The organism is Acetobacter ghanensis (genome assembly GCF_001499675.1).
Taxonomy (GTDB): Bacteria; Pseudomonadota; Alphaproteobacteria; order Acetobacterales; family Acetobacteraceae; genus Acetobacter; species Acetobacter ghanensis.
Genome location: NZ_LN609302.1, coordinates 2,433,784 through 2,450,901, shown reverse-complemented (window position 1 = coordinate 2,450,901; position 17,118 = coordinate 2,433,784). Strand labels below are relative to the sequence as shown.

Below are 17,118 nucleotides of genomic sequence, written 5' to 3'. Positions count from 1 at the left end.
TTACGCCTGTGCCGCGTCCTGTCGCCATGGGGCGGCGTTGCGGCGGCGGGCATCTACGTCTTTCCAGTAGTTCTCTGTTCCGTTGGTCGGACCGACTCCGTCCATGGTGGCCGGGCCTTGAATCTGGGTGGCTTGCGAGGTGTTGAGCACCATAAGCGGTGTTTCCCCCCGCTGTGCCCGGTCGATGGCGTTCATCAACATGCGGCGGTAGGCAATAATGCCCTTATCCGTCTGGCCTAGATGTTCGCGCGTGCGGTCCTGTATATGCCCTTGCGATTCGATGGCCCATTGGTCGTGGACGTTAATGTCATCCCCCATGCCGGTGTAGGTTTTGCTGGCCTGTTCGTAGGGGTCGAATCCATAGTCATTGGCGCGGCCAACACGGGGGCGGTAGTCGGGCAGGGTGTAAAGCTTCAGGCGTTGTTCGCGCATCTGCTTCTTGTTGACCGGACCGGAAAAGCTGGTGAAGATGGCGTACCAGTAGCAGCTCGTATCGTTAATCGGCACGTGCCACTGGGTAATGGTCATTTCGCTGGAAAGTGGAATAACAAAAGCCTGTGGGAACAGAACATTGGTGACCCGCACATGGGTATTTTCCTCGTTCATGGTGCGGGTGGTAATCAGGCGTAGGCCATAATCCGTTGTTTCCACGGCAATGTCGGGGCAGTCAAACTCGCGCAGCACGCGGGTCATGGGAATATTGCTGTCGGCCGATGTGGCGCGGAACTGCCGCCCATAGGCAGATTCGGGTTCGTCATCTTCAAAAAAACGATGGAGGAAACTGGCATGGGCGGGGTCAATGCCAACCTCAAGGGCCTGCAACCAGTTGCAGTCAATTAACCCTTTAAAGGCAAACACATAGTCATCCGGAGCCACAAAACAGTCCAGATCGGGGAATGCAGGCGGCTCACCTTCGCCCAGATAGGCAAAGATAATGCCGCTTTTTTCAATAACCGGGTAGGATTTCTGCTGAATACGCTTGCAAAGGGTGCTGCCTTTGGGCTCGGCTGGGGTTTGCAGGCATCGGCCTTTAACGTCAAACAACCAGCCATGAAAAGGGCACCGTAGCCCGCCATCTTCCAGACGGCCAAAGGCTAGGTCCGCATTGCGGTGGGGGCAGTCTCGGTCGAGCATCCCCAGATTGCCGTCCTCATCCCGGAACAGCACAAAGTGTTGGCCCAAAAGCTCTACAGGGCGGATGGGGCGCTGGCCTTCCAGCTCCACAGCAAGGGCCGCGGGCTGCCAGTAATGGCGTAGCAGCTTACCCGCGGGTTGATCCTGCGTAATGCGGGTTATCAGGGCATTTTGTTCGGCGCTCATCATGGGTTGGGGTCTCCTGTGGCGTGTGCGATCAGAGAATTTGTTTTCTTTGCGAACATATTTTCTTTATCCGAACATTATGCTTGCAAGAAATGATGAAAGTATGCAAGTTCGTTTTGACATCGCGACAAAAAGGGCTCCGGCCCACCCGTCGCTTCAATGTGGTTTTCAAGCTATGGAACGTCCGAGTATGCCAGAACTGATTTTTCACCAGCGTGATGGCGGCATTCGCAAAGTGGATGCCAAAAGTGGTGTCAGTGTCATGCAGCTTGCCATCCAAGCCAATATTCGTGGGATTGACGCGGAGTGTGGCGGGGCCTGTGCGTGCGCCACCTGCCATGTTTATATTGATGAAAAACACGCACAAGCCCTACCCGAACCAACGGCGGAAGAGGCCGATATGCTAGAAGGGGTTGCAGCAGAACGCCGCCCCAATAGCCGCCTGGCCTGTCAGGTTATATTTGAGGACAGTCTGGACGGGATGGTGGTTGAAGTCCCGGATCGGCAGTTCTGATGGGCGCGGGCACGGTTATTATTGGCGCATCCCATGCAGGTGTTACCTGCGCTGCAGCCCTGCGGGAAGCTGGGTACGGCAAGAAGGTAACGCTGATTAGCGACGAGGATGTGCTGCCCTACCACCGGCCGCCTTTGTCCAAGGGGTATATGACCGCTACCGTGGACTATGAGAATCTTTGTTTAAAGGGCGAGTCTTTTTACAAAGAGGAAGATGTTTCCCTGTTGCGGGGTGTTGGTGCAAAGGCTGTAGATCCCGCGGCAAAAACCGTGCTGCTCGCCGATGGTGGTGTTGTGGCGTATGAGCATCTGGTTATTGCTACGGGGAGCCGCCCCCGCCCGTGGTCTGGCGCAAAACTGCCCGAGCATGTGTATTCTCTACGCACAGTGCAGGATGCGGATAGGATTGCAAAGGTCGCGGCGACAACGTCCGGCGCGGTCGTGGTGGTTGGCGGCGGTTACGTGGGGCTGGAACTGGCTGCAACATTACGCGTGTATTTTAAAAAAGAAGTCCATGTTGTGGAGGCGGGCCCCAGATTGCTGATGCGTGCTGCGTCTGCCGCACTCTCCGGCCTTGTCGCGGATATGCATGTGGCGGCGGGCACAACCCTGCATCTTGGTTGTGGGGTGAGCGCCATTGAGGACCATAATGGCGTTGTCTCCGGTGTTGTTCTGGCCAATGGTACGGTTATCCCCGTAGGCATGGTCATTCTGGGCATTGGTATTGTGCCTAATCAGGAACTGGCAAAAGCCGCTGGCCTGATGTGTGATGATGGGATTGTGGTTGACCATGCCCTCAGAACATCAGACCCGTCTGTTTTTGCTATTGGAGATTGCAGCAGATTCCCCGTGGGTCCAGCAGGGCAGACCATGCGGTTGGAATGTGTGCAAAATGCCATGGATCAGGCGCGTATTGTGGCATCTGTTATCATGGGAAAACCTCAGACCTACGCACCTATTCCATGGTTCTGGTCCGATCAGCTGGGAAGCAAATTCCAGACTGCGGGTATGATACAACCGGGTATGGCGTGCATCACGCGCGATACGCCCAAAGGTGGGAAGGGGGCCTTCTTTCATTTTCATGCTGATGGAAGACTGGGCGCGGTTGAAACGGTGAATGCCCCAGCACAGCATATGCTGGCCCGCAGGCTTTTGGCGGCAGGGGCTAACCCAACGGCCCAGCAGGTTCAGGATACTCAGTTTGACCTAAAGAGCCTTTTAAGGTCGGTTTAAACTGGGAATAGTCGGAGAAAACCGATGGAATTCCGCAAAGTATAAATAAAATTAACAATTGTTGTGTGTTATTTTTGCTACTAATAAAGCATATTGTGTATTTAAATTAATAATATCAAAATTATTTTCCTTTTCTATATTTAGTTTGTTACGTTTCATAATGTTTCGGATTCGAAATTAAGTGTACGAATCCCATGTGTCTGACAGGCTATAGTTTTCACCTAATGGGAAGGCGGAGGATCGGAAATGCGTTGCAGTAGAAAGTTCTTTTTGTTGGCAGGCTGTGTCTCTCTGGTAACGCATATGCCCCTAATTCAGGCGAATGCAGCAGAAACCACCAAGAGCGCCAACACACATAAAAAGTCAGCGGCTCAAAGTAAAAATAACGAATATCTGGAAGTTCATGGCTCGGGCGAAATTTCTGCCATGGGGGTCACCGGGCGGCAGTTCGGCGGCGGTCTGATTACCAAGGAAACCGGCGAGAAATCGGCCAGTACGGTTTCGCGCGATTTTATTGCCAAGCAGTCCCCCACACAATCAGCGTTTCAGCTGCTGAAGCTGACACCGGGGGCAAACGCGGCATCGGGCGACCCGTTTGGTATGCAGTTTGGTGGGGCAGGCTTTTCCGTGCGTGGGCTTGATTCCTCCCAGATGGGCTTTGTTTACGAAGGTATTCCCGTCACCAGTTCCTACAACAGTCAGGTCAACCCATCCGAATGGGCTGATACCGAAAACCAGGAACGCGTTCGGATTGAGCAGGGCGCTCCCGATATTACAACGCCAACGGTCAACGCCTCTGGTGGTGTTGTCACCATGTTCACGCGTGACCCTTCGCACCATTTCCATGTAACGGCCGATGCAACGGGTGGTTCCTACAGCATGGCCCGTGGCTTTGTGCGGGTGGATACCGGCGATATCGGGCACACAGGCGTGCGGATGTTCATGTCCGTTTCCCAGACAGAGGCCGACCACACCCGTGGCGCAGGGCATGATTCCAAAACCCATTTTGACCTTGGGTTGTTGAAGGAATGGGGGGCAGAAAGCCGCTCCAAGCTGACAATCTCTTACGGAAACTTCAATATTTCCAACTATGCGTACCCTACGCAGGCGCAGTTTGATGCCGGGTCCAGCTACAACTATGGCAAGAACTACGGCAATGGCACAAACACCAAATACTACAAACTGCATCAGAACCCCTATGAGGCCCTGCTGGTTTCGTTGCCGACAAAGCTGAAGCTGAACAAGTTCCTAACCTTCAACTTCACGCCCTATACGTACTACAACTATGGCACGACGGGCTTTGGTGGTGTGGTCTCGGAAAACGCGGTGTATAGCGGCCTGACCAGCTATCAGGTGGACCTGAATGGAAACGGCCAGATTGGCGGCTCCTCCATGGTGTACGAACCCTATATTGAGGAAACATCCCGCTCGGGCTTCAATACCAACCTGGTTTATGCCACGCGGCATAATACGCTGACATTCGGGTACTGGTTCCAATACGAAAACGACAACCTGTTTTCGCAGTATGGCAAGCTTGACTCCAGCGGGTCTCCGCTCAATGCGTGGGGAGACAGCCATTATTACACCCTGTCCGATGGTCAGCCCATCTATCTTATGGCGTCCCATTCTTACGTGACCACCAACGTTCTGTACCTTGGTGATACGGTATCTCTTTTGCACGACAGGCTGAAAATCAGCGCGGGTTTCCGCGAGGCGATGGTCAACCGGCTTGCTGTTGACTCCCTGCCGGGCACGCCACGCCGCATGGAAACCAATACAGCTGAGCCTCTGCCAAATGTGGGGATTACGTATGCTATCAATTCCCATCATCAGTTTTTCATGAACGGCAGTACGGCATTCAGAATGCCCACAACAAATGCCCTCTATCCCAGCACGTATAATGGCGCCATTACCAAAGCGGCCAACACTGGGCTGAAGCCGGAATACTCGATTTCGGAAGAACTGGGCTATCGTTATACGTCAGACAAGGTTATGGCGCGGCTGACGTTCTTTAACTACAACTTTACAAACCGCCTTGTCAGCACGGTCATTTACAACGGCACCCAGCAGATACCATCTCAGCTTAATGGTGGTGGCCAACATGCCCGTGGTGTTGACTTCGAAATTGGGACAGCACCCATCCATCATTTCCGGCCCTATATGTCGGCTGAATATCTGAACGCCAAGCAGGACAACAACCTTATGGTTGGTCAGGACTACCTGCCAACTAAAGGAAAAACGGCCATTGGCGCCCCCAAATACCAGCTCGGTTTTGGTCTGGATTATGATGATGGCAAGCTGTTCGGCAATGTCGGGATCAAATGGGTGGGCAGGCAGTATTCCACGTTCATGAACGATGCATCCATCGACCCCTACGTGCAGGCCGACCTGACTGCTGGTTATCGTCTGCGCAATATTGGGCCGCTTAAAAACCCGGAAATTCGTTTGAACATCATCAACCTTGCTAATAACCATTATCTTTCCGGAACCTACAGCGCCAAGTCCAACGCATATGCCACAACAGGCGTGCGGGGGAGCACAATCGCTGCCGGTGGGGCACCCAGCTACTATGTTTCAACACCATTCATGGCCATGGGAACGGTGTCTGCCGGGTTCTGATCTTCTTATCAGGAGGCTTTCATGACGGAATGCCATATCAGACGCAGGGCGTTCATGGCGGCTGGTGGAGCGGCTCTGGTGGGGTTGGGTGCATCTGCCCAACCCATCAGGCAGACGACTGCGGGGCCAGTTGCCGGGCGCGCTACGGCCCAGCCCGGTGTAACGGCCTGGCTTGGTATTCCCTATGCCGCGCCTCCGGTGGGGGCCTTGCGGTGGAAGCCACCGCAGCCCGTAACCCCGTGGCATGGTGTGCGGCAGGCGGTCAAGTTTGGCGCCAGCCCGTGGGCGCCTTCCACGCCCATTGTGTCTGCCGGGGATTTTACGCCAGACCAGATGAGCGAGGACTGCCTGACACTGAATGTTTGGGCTCCTCCTGCTGATGGGCGCCTGCGGCCTGTTATGGTGTGGATATACGGTGGGGCGTTTATTATGGGGGCAACGGAAGATCCCCGGTACGATGGAGCCCGTCTGGCGGCGGAAGATGTTGTTTTTGTTTCCATCAACTATCGCGTCGGTATTTTGGGGAGCTTTGCCCACCCTGATCTTGCGCGGGAATCTCCGCATGGTGTGTGTGGCAATTACGGGCTGATGGACCAGATTGCGGCTTTGCAATGGGTCCGTGACAACATTGCCGGATTTGGTGGTGATCCGGGCAATGTCACCATTTTTGGGCAGTCTGCCGGGGCTTTTAGTGTGGCCTACCATCTGGTCATGCCGCAGTCCCGCGGGTTGTTCCATAGGGCTATTGCGCAAAGTGGCGCACCTTTGGGCAAACCCTCCTCCTATATTCTTCTGGGCGCCATGGCGGAAATGGCACAGGCCGGATCTGCTTTTGCCCGCAAGATCAGCGCGCCAACACTGGCGGACCTGCGGCAGGTGCCAGCCCATAAGTTGATAGAAACCTATGGGTTTAGCTGGCAGTTTTATCCTGTGGTGGATGGTTGGCTGGTGCCACGGCACCCATACACCATGATGGCGGCTGGCGAGTGTGCGCGTGTGCCAGTTATGGCGGGGCATAACCATGATGAAGGGAGTGTCTTCCCGCCAATGGGTGAGGGCAGGCAGGATGGGCTACAGGCTGCCCTGTCCAGCTTTTACGGTACGCAGGCCACGGATGTCATGCGTGTGCTGCAAAGCGAAGGTTACCAGACACCCGCAGCAATGGGGCATCAGATTTTTGGCGATGTGGTGTTCAACTGGAACAGCATTGCCCTGTCCATGGTGGCGTCCAGATTTGTCCCAAGCTTTGCCTACCGGTTTGATTATCGGTACACGCGCCCCGCAAACCTGCAGGCGGGAAAAGAGGCTTTGGGAGCCTTCCATGGTGCGGAAATAGGCTTTGCCTTGAAAACCCATACGTTTTTGGAACCAGAACGGCGTGCGGAGCAGGAACACCTTATGAATCTTGTGTCTGGATACTGGCTGAACTTTGCAAAAACAGGTGATCCCAATGGGGAAAATTTGCCACACTGGCCACAGTATCGCCCCCATAGTCGCAAACTGTTCCAGTTAGACAGTCGGACACAAGGGGAAGTCGATATTGAGCACTACGACCGCCTTGTGCTGCTGGGGCGCTCTATGAACAACCGCTTGCTGGAGGAAGGTTAAGATGAAAGAGCCTGTGAATGTCAGCCCTTTCCTCGATAACGCACCGTCTGTTTGGCTGGTCCTGTTCTGTTACGCCATGATTGTGGCGTCCATGGCCAGTATTGGCGTGTTTGTATCGTTCCTGCCACATGTCACGCATGACCTGTCCATGACGGCCCCTAAAGCGGGGTTTGCAATATCGCTGTTTTCTGTTCCTTCGGCGCTGGCCTGCGTGCCCATAGGCCGCCTTGTGGACCGGATTGGTATTCGTGCTGGTATGATGTTGGCCGGTATTCTGGCCATTGCGGGCGATGTATGCCTGAGCTGGGCCACGGGGTGGGTCTGGGTTTATGCTGGCATGTGTCTGGCCGGGGCGTCCTTTGGGGCGCTGACGGTCACGTGTCCTTCTGCCCTCGTCTCGTGGCTGGAGGGGGATGCCCGGACTCGCGCCTTGTCGTTCTGGTCAACTTACGGGCCGGTTGGGTATGCTTTTGGGCTGTTGCTGGCAGTGCCTTTTACAACAGGCGACGTGTGGCAACATGCTTTTGTGTGGCACGCCATCATTTTTGCGGCTCTAACCTGCCTGGCGTTTCTGCTTCCACGCCGCAAAGCGCAGATCAAGGTTAATGCGGGTGCCGGCGGCCTGCGCCTTCTGTTTAAAGAGAGTGCCATTATCCGGCTGGCCTTTGCACTGGCTTTGCCTAATGCGGTTGCCTATGGCGTGAGTGTTGTTACGCCTTCCTACCTTGCGCGGGTGTATGGGGTGGAACTGGGCATGTCCAATAGTGGCATAGCAGGAGCCAAAATTTTTGCCATGATCCTCGGTGGCGTGGTGACCGGGCACATCCTGACCAAAAAGGTCCATTACAGAGTTATGTATCGTACACTGGTCTGTTTTGGTCTGGCGTCTCTTTTTGTCCTGTTTTTTCCCAATGGCACATTTGGTCTGGCCCTTGTGGCGCTTATCTGCTGGCTTCTGGCCTTTGGAGGCATGGCGGGGGGCACTATGGCCCAGCTTCCAACATTTGTAAGCAAACAGGAAGATATTGGGTTTGTGTCCGGCCTTGTGGGGCAGTTGACGTCCCTTATCTGTCTGACGGCCCCGCCCATCTATCTGGCGTTAACACACTGGTCTGCCTACTGGGGGCTTTCCTGTGCGGTCATGGTGGTTGCGGCATCCCTTGTCCCCTACCGAAAAGTATTGGTTGCCCCATGACTGATATTTTGCACGAAAAATATTCGTTCATGAGTGTTTGTGGGTATTAAAGTAAAAAATACCTAAATTATTAATAAATAATGGCAATTCCTGCGGCAGTTTCTGCCTGAGTTATGTCTGCAACTATGGAGATGGTACGTTGAAGATTATTTCTGTTGAGGCTTTCCCTTTTTCCCTGCCAACTCGGCGTGATTTCCGCTGGGCGGGGATGCTCGGTGAACTTGGAAATTTTGTTGCGGTTCGGATCGAAACTGAAAACGGCGTTGTCGGGTATGGCGAAGCAACACCTCTGCCCGATTGGGGCGGTGACTTTGCGCGCCACGGAGGCGAAACGCTGGGCACGGTCATCAACATTATTCGCACGGTTATTGCGCCAGCACTGGTGGGGCAGGACGTAACGGCCGTTACCAGCGCTGCACAGATTATGGACCGCGTGGCGGTGGGTAATGTTTATGCCAAATGTGCCGTCAGCATCGCGCTGTATGACGCATGGGGCAAATGCGTGGGGCTGCCAGTTTATAAACTGTTGGGCGGCAAGGTGAGGGACAGTGTGCCAGTTGCGCACATGGTCGGCCTTATGCCCGAGGCGGACGCATTGGAAGAAGCCGTTATGGCGGTGGAGGACGGTGTTTCCTGCCTCCAGATCAAAGGGGGAACAGATGCCGAGCGTGATATTCGCCTGATTGGTGCATTAAGGGCACGGTTGGGAGATGGCGTAACGCTCCGTCTGGATGCCAACCAGGGTTATGGTCATGCCAAAACAGCCACCGCCACGGTGCGCCGCCTTGTGGATGCAGGCGTCAGCCTTGTGGAACAGCCGACCGAAGGTCTGCGCTACATGGCGGAAGTAACTGCCGCATCCCCCGTGCCGATCATAGCGGATGAAAGCTGCTGGGATGTGAACGACGCATTGGATGTGCTGTCCGCACGGGCGGCGGATTGTATTTCGGTCTATCTGGCTAAGGCTGGGGGCATTGCCGGAGCCTGCAAAGTGGCGGATCTGGCTGCGGCATCGCTGATGCAGTGCGATGTGAACGGCTCCATTGAATCCGCCATTGGCACTGCCGCCAATGTGCATTTTGCGCTGGCTCGTCCCGCCGTGTCCCTTGGTGCGGTTATTGCAATTAGCGCGCCCAAAGGCCAGCACCCCTACCGTGTGGCTGGCCATTATTATGATGACGATATTCTGGCCGAACCCATGCAGGTCAGCAACGGTGCCATTCTGCCGCTGGATGCTCCGGGCCTTGGCATTACCATTGATGAAGACAAGCTCTCAGCTTTCCGGTGCGACAAATGATGGAGACAGAATATCGCATAGCTGCCGATATTGGCGGAACTTTTACCGATGTGGCGTGCCTGTCCACCGATGGGGTTTTGGTTACGGCCAAGGTGCCGTCCACCCCGCAGGACTATGCTCAGGGTATTCTGGCTGGGGTGCGCCAGATTGCAGACCAGCTTAACCTGCCTGCATCCAGTTTTGGGCAGTTGCTCCATGCGTCCACTATTGCAACCAATGCTATTTTGGAAGCAAAGGGTGCGCGCACGGCCCTGATAACAACAGAGGGATTCAGGGATGTGCTGGTACTGCGGCGCATCCGTGTGCCACGGTTGTATGAACCACTTTACCAAAAGCCAGCCCCTTTGGTGCCAAGGCGTTTGCGGCTGGAAGTGCGGGAAAGGCTGGATGCGCGCGGTGGCGTTGTGCAGGCGCTGGATGAGCAGGGCGCGCGTGATGCGGCCAGAGCGCTGGCGGCCACTGGGGTAGAGGCCGTTGCCGTGTGTTTTTTGCACAGCTACGTTAACCCCGCGCATGAAAAGCAGGTTGAGCGTATCCTGCGTGAAGAACTGCCCGAAGGCTGCTTTATTTCTATCAGTCATGATGTGCTGCCAGAAGTGCGCGAATACGAGCGGACCAGCACAACGGTCGTCAACGCCTATGTGGGGCCGGTTGTAAGCCGGTACCTCACAGGTCTGGTGCAGACATTGCAGGATGCGGGTTTTGATGGTCGGCTGTTGATGATGCAGTCCAGCGGCGGTCTTTTGGATGTCTCTCAGGTTATTGCGCGCCCTGCAACGGTGGTGGAAAGTGGCCCGGCCGCAGGCGTTGTGGGGGCGGCCCGCCTTGGGTGTGCTGCGGGCTACGCCGATATTATTACCTTTGACATGGGCGGAACAACCGCCAAGGCGTCCCTTATTCAGGATGGCCGACTGACCGCCACGGATGATTACGAGGTGGGCGGGGGTATTTCCATGTCCAGCGCCTTGGCCAAAGGGGGCGGCTATGCCCTCAAGCTTCCCATTATTGATGTGTCCGAAGTGGGCGCTGGGGGCGGCAGCGTTGTGCGGGTGGATGCAGGCGGTGTGCTCAAAATTGGCCCGCAAAGCATGGGGGCCATGCCCGGCCCTGCCTGTTATGATCGGGGTGGCACGCAGGCGACCGTGACTGACGCCAACCTGGTTCTGGGCTACCTTAACCCGGTTGCTCTGGCCTCGGGCACCGTGCCGGTTAACGCGCAAAAGGCAAAGGAGGCGTTGCAGGCCGCAGTTTGCGACCATGCCGATATGAGTCTGCTGGATGCTGCCTACGGGGTGCATTGTGTTGCCAATGCAACCATGATGCGGGCTGTTAAGGCGGTCTCCACCTATCGGGGGCGCAACCCGCGAGATTTCACATTGCTGGCGTTTGGCGGCAATGGTGGCATGCACGCCGCCCCACTGGCGCGCGAACTCAACATCGGGCGTGTGATTGTGCCGCCGGGTGCTGGGGTTTTCAGCGCAGTCGGGCTGCTTTTTGCTGATTATGAAATGGGGCGGACCATATCCTTTTCGGCTCCGTTGCCAGAAGACGCCGCCAGCATGGCGGAACTGGACCATGCCTACACTGCGCTGGAGACGGCTATTCGGTCCGAAATGGGAGATCAGACCGGCCTGACCATTACCCGCTTTGCCCAGATTCGTTACCACGGGCAGGGATATGAGCTCAGCGTGGCGCTGCCAGCGGGCCCCATTTCAGCTTCTGTCATGGCAGGGGCTGCGCAGGATTTTATGGCCGAACACAAACGCAGCTACGGCTATGTGCATGAAAATGGGCAGATGGAGCTGGTTAGTATCCGCGTTGTTGCATCACGCCCGCCCGCTCGTGCGCCCAAAATCAGCAAGGTCATCGCAGGGGGCAGTTTGTATGAGGAGACCTCACGCATGGCCTATTTTGGTGCGGAGTATGGTCTTTTGCTTACGCCGGTGCTGCACCGTTACCTGCTGGACGACCAGCCGCGTAAAGGCCCGCTGATTATCGAGGAATATGAAGGAACAACCATTGTGCCGCCAGACTGGCAGGCATGGCGGGATGTTTACAACAATGTGGTGATCGACCAGATAACGCAGGGAGAGGCGTGATGGCTGAGTGTGATCTGGCGCTTCTGGAAATTATTAAAAACGGTTTTGAGGCCATAGCCGATGAGATGGCCATTATTCTCATGCGCACGGCCCATTCTCCCATCGTGCGGGACGCCATGGACTTTTCCACGGCACTGTGTGACCCGCAGGGGCAGAATATTGCGCAGGGGCTGACAACCCCCATGCATTTGGGCAGTTTTTACGACGCTATGCAGCATCTGACCACGCAGTATGCGGGGAATATTGATGAAGGGGATGTATTTGTCGGCAATGACCCCTATCTGGCATCCGGCCAGCATTTGCCCGATATTTACGTTGTTAAACCTCTTTTCCATGATGGTGCACTGTGCGGGTGGGCGGCGACCATTGCCCACCATGTGGATGTGGGCGGCCTTGTGCCGGGGAGTAATTCGCTTAGTTCCACCAGTATTCATCAGGAAGGGTTGCGCCTTCCATTTTTAAAGCTGTTTCGCAAAGGTGTGGCGGATGAGGCCATCCATGCCATTATTGCCGCTAACGTGCGTACGCCGGATCTGGTTTTGGGGGACATTGCGGCACAATGTGCGGCAGTGCAGGCGGGGGACCGCGCCTTTGCGGATATGCTGCACCGTTACGGCTGGGCGCAACTGAGCCGCTACACCATTGCCCTGCATGACTATGCAGAACGACTGGCGCGGGACGCCATTCGCGGTATTGCAGATGGAACCTACCAGTTTGAAGACCACATTGATGGGCTGGGTGAAAACGGGGAGCCTATTGTCTTCCGCCTAGCCCTGCATGTGCAGGGCGATGAGGTGACGGCGGACTGGACCGGAACGTCCGCGCAGGTAGCTGGGGGAATTAACGCCCCAATTTCTTTTTGCAAATCCAATGTTTATGCTGCCTTGCGGTCGGTTATGGGGGCGGATGTTCCCAATTGTCACGGTTATACGCGCCCGATTAAGGTTATTGCGCCGGAAGGCACCGTGCTGAACTGCACCTATCCCGCAGCATGTGGCGGTCGTGGCATTACGGGTTACCGCATTGTGGACTGCGTGTTTGGCGCACTGGCCCCATGCCTGCCAGACCGTGTGGCGGCCGATGGCGCCGGTGGGTCAACTCTGCCCAGCTTTAGTGGCCAACATAATGGCCGCACATTTGTGTTTTCCGAATGTGTGATGGGGGTATGGGGTGGCACCAGCCAGCATGATGGGCAGGACGGTGTGCCGCACATGGCCTCTAACCAGGCCAATGTCCCTATCGAGATTATAGAGGCGGATTACCCCATTCGCATCGAGCGCTACGGCGTTGTGCCAGATACGGCCGGGGCCGGGCGTTACCGCGGCGGTCTGGGGATCGTGCGGGAATACCGGATTTTGCAGGACAATATTTATTTTGGCGTGCGCTCGGACAAGGTCAAATATCCGCCGCATGGCCTGTTTGGCGGGCAGCCCGGCACAGCAGCCTCCAATGTGCTGGTGGTGGGGGGGCAGGAACAGACCTTGCCCGCCATGCCGCTTACCCCGCTAACCCTGAATGACGGGGATGTTTACCGCCACGTCATGGCGGGTGGAGGGGGCTACGGCGCTCCGTACGACCGCAACCCGGACCTTGTGTTGCAGGACGTTCTGGACGGCTTGGTTACGCAGGCTGCCGCCCTGTCTGATTACGGCGTTGCTCTGACCAATGATCTGAAAATTGATGAAAACGCCACCCGTGCACACAGAACCATGATGAAGGGACAAGGCTCATGAACACGATAACTGACAAACGGATTGTTTCTGACATCGACCCGTTTAGCGAAGAGTTTCGTGCGGATCCGTTTCGGTATTATGCCCAACTCCGTGCCCTAGGGCCGATTGTCTGGCTGGAAAAATACAACATCTGGGTTGTTCAGCACTATGCGCAGGTCCGGGCGGTGTTAACGGACTGGAAGCGCTTCAGCAATGCAGGCGGGGGTGGCCTGACCAACTACTTTACGGACAAGAACTGGCGGCAGCCGAGTATTATTCTGGAGGTGGACCCCCCTGCGCATGACCGCACGCGCAAGGTGCTGATGCGGCTTTTCACCCCCGGCGCTCTCCAGAAGATGCGTACCGAGTTTACAGGGGTTGCGCAAAATCTGGTCGACAACGCCATTGAACGGGGGCGTATAGAAGCCGTTTCCGAACTGGTTTCTCCTTTCCCCATGAAGGTTTTCCCCGATGCGGTGGGTATGCCCCCGCTCGATCGGGATATGATGCTGGTTTACGGTGGCATGGTGTTTGGCGCTTTTGGGCCACGCACCCCTTGGTATGACCAGCTCCTCTCCCGCGCGGATGAGGTCGGCGCGTGGATTGATGCCCATTGTGAGCGCACAGCCCTGACGCCAGACGGGCTGGGTGCGGCCATTTATGCTGCGGCCGATACGGGTGAAATTACACACGCAGAGGCCAAACTGCTGGTGCGCTCCTTTTTGTCCGCAGGGGTGGATACGACCATTGATTCCATCGGTCTTTGCCTGCGTGCTCTGGCCGAACATCCCGAGCAGTGGGCCCTGCTGCGCGCAGACCCATCTCTGGCGCGGGCGGCGTTTGAGGAAGCCACACGCTATGACAGCTCTTCGCAGAGCCTGTTCCGCACAACTACGGAGGCGTTCGAGTTTGAAGGCCAGAAGCTGGACAAACATCAGAAAATTCTGGTGCTTATCGGCTCCGCCGGGCGCGACCCTCTGGCGTGGGATGAGCCGGACAAGTTTGATATTACCCGCAGGATAACCCAGCAGATCGGGTATGGTGCGGGCATCCATGCCTGTGTTGCCCAGATGATGGCGCGGCTGGAGGGCGAAGTGTTCTTCCGTGCTCTGGCCGAAAAGGTCAACCGGTTGGAAACCGATGGTCCATCCACACTCCGGCTGCACCCCGGCCTGCGGGGGCTGACATCTCTCCCCATTGCGCTAGACGGCAAACACTAAGGAAATACGTATTATGGCAACGGTCATTGTGGCAGGCGGGGCGACGGGTATTGGTCGTGCCTGTGTCAGAAAATTTCGGGCGCAGGGGGACAATGTCATCCTGATCGACCACCGGGAAGAAGCACGCTCAGTTGTGGAAGAGGACGCCAAGGGGGCTTGCCTGTTCCTTTTGCGGGACCTTGCGGAGCCGGGGGTGCCGCAGGAGGCGGTTAATCTGGCTGTCGCAAACTTTGGTGGTGTGGACACGCTGCTGGTGACGGCTGCGGTTATGATGTCCGCCGCACTGGAGGACTGGACGGACGAGATGTGGGACCGAACCGTGGCCCTTAATCTTAAAATGCCGTTTTTCTTTACGCAGGCAGCGGCCCCATATTTGGCAAAATCTGATAACCCCAGCGTCATTTTTACGTCTTCGACCGGGGCAATCAAGGGGCACGCGGGGATGTCGGCCTATCAGGCAACAAAGGCCGCCCTGCCGGGGCTGGCGCGCAGCCTTACCGCGGAACTGGGGCCTTTGGGTATTCGCATCAACTGTGTTCTGCCCGGATGGATTGAAACACCGTTTAACGACCCTTTCTGGTCTTATCAGCGTGATCCGGAGGAAAAACGTCAGGTCATAGACCGGCAGATTCCCTTGGGCCGCCATGGTACGCCAGATGAGGTTGCAGCCCTTATTCTGCTGCTGGCGTCCTCGGGCGGGCGTTACATGGCGGGCACATCGTTTGTGGTTGATGGCGGTTATACGGCGGTCTAGGGCATGGCATACGGGCACTGGCATATTGCCGATGGTTTTTCATCTCCCGTCAGACCGGTTATTTCCGGCCCGTGGGGAGCGGTTTCCGCTGCACATCCTCTGGCTGTATCCGCAGGGCAGGATGTGCTGGCGCGTGGAGGCAGCGCTGTGGATGCTGCCATCGCCGCGCAGGCTGTTCTGTGCGTTGTGGCGCCAGATGCCTGTGGCATAGGGGGGGACCTGTTCGCGCTGGTGGCGGATGGCGCTCAGACACACGCCATAAGTGGCGCAGGCGCCTTACCCCACAAAGCCACGGATTGTGCGGATGAAGGGGCTAAAAGCGTTACAGTGCCCGGTTTGGCCGGTGCATGGGCGCGTATGCATAGCCGTTGGGGGAAGCTCCCTTTTTCTGCTCTTATGGACAAGGCAATCCGTCTGGCGGAGGAGGGCGTTCACCTGTCCTCCGCGCTGGAGCAGGTGGTGCATGCGCATACGCCCCGGCTGCTCCGCAATGGAGCGGGGGAATGGTCGTTAATGGGGTTACGGGCAGGGCAACTGTTTGTGCAACCGGAACTGGCAGCCCTTCTGCGCCGCTTTGTAACGGATGGCCCGGACTGTTTTTATACCGGAGAGATTGCCGCCAGTCTGGCCCGCCGTGTGGCCGAGTATGGCGGCACGCTGGATGAGCAGGACCTGGCTACACACCAGACGGATGTAACAGCTCCTTTGTCCGTCAGCTTGGGGGCGGCAACGGTGTTTGTACAGCCTCCTCCCACACAGGGTGTGCTGCTGGGTATGGCGCTCAAAAACTTCGGGCACTGGGTCCCCCAGAGCGATGTGCAGGCGGACCACCTTGCTGTTGAGCTGACGGAAGCCTCCTTTGGCTATCGGGACCGCGCGGCGGAAGGAGCCGCGTTGCTGGATGTGCACTTGCCGGTCGATCCGGACCACGCCGCCAGACGTGGGGGGCCACGTGGTTACCTGCATACTGCGGGTGTTTCGGTTTCTGACCGTCAGGGCATGGTTGTTTCCTCCCTTGTTAGTGTGTTCGATGACTTTGGCTCTGGCCTTCTGATTCCAGATCTGGGCATTACGCTCAACAATAGGGCAGGGGGTTTTACCAGCGGCCCCAATGCGTGGGCTGCGGGCAGCAGGCCGGTACATACGTTGGCCCCGGCGTTGCTCAGGTCCGCTGGTGGCGTTATGGCGCTGGCAACGCCTGGTGCGGATGGACAAGTGCAAACCCTGTTGCAGGTCATTGATCGGATTATGCGGCGGGGGGAAGATATTGCCACCGCCATTGCCGCACCCCGCTGGCGGAGCGAGGGTGGCAAATTGTTGATGGAGCGTGACCACCCGTCCGCGGCCGGACTGCGCGCCTTGGGGCACGCCATAGAGGAACGCGCCCCCGGTGCGCTCTGCTTTGGGGCTGTTGCGTGTGCGGGAATGAATGCGGGAGGGGAGCCCTTTGCCGTAAGCGACTGGCGGCGCAATAGCTGGGCTGGTGTTGTTTAATCTGTATTGCCTCCCTTGCGCCCCCGGGTGGGGAGGGAGGCAATATGCCAGATG

Annotated in this window: 12 protein-coding genes; 11 read left to right on the top strand and 1 reads right to left on the bottom strand. The window is 56.7% G+C overall.

Annotated features, from left to right (window positions below):
- A complete protein-coding gene (locus AGA_RS11395) occupies nt 1–1,323 on the bottom strand; it encodes an aromatic ring-hydroxylating dioxygenase subunit alpha (protein WP_059024396.1) in 1,323 nt (440 codons plus the stop codon).
- Between the two features lie 172 nt (nt 1,324–1,495).
- Here AGA_RS11395 and AGA_RS11390 point away from each other — a divergent pair, with 172 nt between their 5' ends.
- The 11 genes from AGA_RS11390 to AGA_RS11340 all read left to right on the top strand — a co-directional run bounded on the left by AGA_RS11390 (nt 1,496) and on the right by AGA_RS11340 (nt 17,064).
- Nucleotides 1,496–1,834: a 2Fe-2S iron-sulfur cluster-binding protein gene (locus AGA_RS11390; RefSeq protein WP_231945795.1), complete on the top strand. Its 339-nt coding sequence runs from the start codon at nt 1,496–1,498 to the stop codon at nt 1,832–1,834.
- A complete protein-coding gene (locus AGA_RS11385) occupies nt 1,834–3,066 on the top strand; it encodes an NAD(P)/FAD-dependent oxidoreductase (protein WP_059024394.1) in 1,233 nt (410 codons plus the stop codon). Before AGA_RS11390 ends, AGA_RS11385 begins: the two co-directional genes overlap by 1 nt.
- A 303-nt stretch (nt 3,067–3,369) precedes the next feature.
- Nucleotides 3,370–5,685, top strand: a complete 2,316-nt coding sequence (locus AGA_RS11380; protein WP_059024393.1) for a TonB-dependent receptor — start codon at nt 3,370–3,372, stop codon at nt 5,683–5,685.
- Nucleotides 5,686–5,706: 21 nt separating this feature from the next.
- Nucleotides 5,707–7,293, top strand: a complete 1,587-nt coding sequence (locus tag AGA_RS11375) for a carboxylesterase/lipase family protein (RefSeq protein ID WP_059024392.1) — start codon at nt 5,707–5,709, stop codon at nt 7,291–7,293.
- A gap of 1 nt (nt 7,294) precedes the next feature.
- Nucleotides 7,295–8,488: an MFS transporter gene (locus AGA_RS11370; protein ID WP_059024391.1), complete on the top strand. Its 1,194-nt coding sequence runs from the start codon at nt 7,295–7,297 to the stop codon at nt 8,486–8,488.
- A 139-nt stretch (nt 8,489–8,627) separates the two neighbouring features.
- Complete coding sequence (locus AGA_RS11365) at nt 8,628–9,785, top strand: mandelate racemase/muconate lactonizing enzyme family protein (RefSeq protein ID WP_059024390.1); 1,158 nt, start codon at nt 8,628–8,630, stop codon at nt 9,783–9,785.
- Nucleotides 9,782–11,884 carry a hydantoinase/oxoprolinase family protein gene (locus AGA_RS11360; protein WP_059024389.1) on the top strand — a complete coding sequence of 701 codons (2,103 nt, stop codon included), beginning with the start codon at nt 9,782–9,784 and terminating at the stop codon, nt 11,882–11,884. Before AGA_RS11365 ends, AGA_RS11360 begins: the two co-directional genes overlap by 4 nt.
- Nucleotides 11,884–13,617: a hydantoinase B/oxoprolinase family protein gene (locus AGA_RS11355; protein WP_059024388.1), complete on the top strand. Its 1,734-nt coding sequence runs from the start codon at nt 11,884–11,886 to the stop codon at nt 13,615–13,617. Before AGA_RS11360 ends, AGA_RS11355 begins: the two co-directional genes overlap by 1 nt.
- Nucleotides 13,614–14,816, top strand: a complete 1,203-nt coding sequence (locus AGA_RS11350; protein ID WP_059024387.1) for a cytochrome P450 — start codon at nt 13,614–13,616, stop codon at nt 14,814–14,816. The genes AGA_RS11355 and AGA_RS11350 overlap by 4 nt, the downstream gene beginning before the upstream one ends.
- 13 nt (nt 14,817–14,829) lie before the next feature.
- Complete coding sequence (locus AGA_RS11345; protein WP_059024386.1) at nt 14,830–15,570, top strand: SDR family NAD(P)-dependent oxidoreductase; 741 nt, start codon at nt 14,830–14,832, stop codon at nt 15,568–15,570.
- Nucleotides 15,571–15,573: 3 nt separating this feature from the next.
- Nucleotides 15,574–17,064, top strand: a complete 1,491-nt coding sequence (locus AGA_RS11340) for a gamma-glutamyltransferase (RefSeq protein WP_059024385.1) — start codon at nt 15,574–15,576, stop codon at nt 17,062–17,064.
- Nucleotides 17,065–17,118: the final 54 nt, after the last annotated feature.

Bases quoted from the DNA above. Each gene is read 5' to 3' on its own strand.
- AGA_RS11395 (WP_059024396.1), bottom strand. From the start codon at position 1,323: ATGATGAGCGCCGAACAAAATGCCCTGATAACCCGCATTACGCAGGAT.
- AGA_RS11390 (WP_231945795.1), top strand. From the start codon at position 1,496: ATGGAACGTCCGAGTATGCCAGAACTGATTTTTCACCAGCGTGATGGC.
- AGA_RS11385 (WP_059024394.1), top strand. From the start codon at position 1,834: ATGGGCGCGGGCACGGTTATTATTGGCGCATCCCATGCAGGTGTTACC.
- AGA_RS11380 (WP_059024393.1), top strand. From the start codon at position 3,370: ATGCCCCTAATTCAGGCGAATGCAGCAGAAACCACCAAGAGCGCCAAC.
- AGA_RS11375 (WP_059024392.1), top strand. From the start codon at position 5,707: ATGACGGAATGCCATATCAGACGCAGGGCGTTCATGGCGGCTGGTGGA.
- AGA_RS11370 (WP_059024391.1), top strand. From the start codon at position 7,295: ATGAAAGAGCCTGTGAATGTCAGCCCTTTCCTCGATAACGCACCGTCT.
- AGA_RS11360 (WP_059024389.1), top strand. From the start codon at position 9,782: ATGATGGAGACAGAATATCGCATAGCTGCCGATATTGGCGGAACTTTT.
- AGA_RS11355 (WP_059024388.1), top strand. From the start codon at position 11,884: ATGGCTGAGTGTGATCTGGCGCTTCTGGAAATTATTAAAAACGGTTTT.
- AGA_RS11350 (WP_059024387.1), top strand. From the start codon at position 13,614: ATGAACACGATAACTGACAAACGGATTGTTTCTGACATCGACCCGTTT.
- AGA_RS11345 (WP_059024386.1), top strand. From the start codon at position 14,830: ATGGCAACGGTCATTGTGGCAGGCGGGGCGACGGGTATTGGTCGTGCC.
- AGA_RS11340 (WP_059024385.1), top strand. From the start codon at position 15,574: ATGGCATACGGGCACTGGCATATTGCCGATGGTTTTTCATCTCCCGTC.